1 protein-coding gene is annotated in these 259 nt (G+C 64.5%); it reads right to left on the bottom strand.

Features of this window, described 5'->3' with window-relative positions; genetic code table 11:
- Positions 1-112: 112 nt before the first annotated feature.
- A complete protein-coding gene (locus tag AC0L20_RS41255; RefSeq protein WP_473295871.1) occupies positions 113-253 on the bottom strand; it encodes a tetraacyldisaccharide 4'-kinase in 141 nt (46 codons plus the stop codon).
- Between the last annotated feature and the right edge of the window lie 6 nt (positions 254-259).

Below are 259 nucleotides of genomic sequence, written 5' to 3'. Positions count from 1 at the left end.
CTCAAGGCCTGGTACGAGGGCCACCCGGCGCTCCTGCTGTTACGGCCGTTGGAGTCTTTGTATCGCCGGGTGGTGCAGCGCAAACGTGCGCGCTTCCTGGCGGGTGAGGGCGCTATCTACCAGTCACCGGTGCCCGTTGTGGTGGCTTGGCGCCATACCCACGGCTGACCACGCCTACGCGCAACCCTCTGCGCCGACAGTGCTCGATCATCCAGAGGATCATCGGCGTCTTGCCAGTGCCTCCTACCGTGATATTGCC

It is taken from the genome of Bradyrhizobium sp. Kon58 (genome assembly GCF_055807455.1).
The sequence above is the reverse complement of the archived record's forward strand: the minus strand, read 5'-3'. Positions and strand labels throughout refer to the sequence as shown.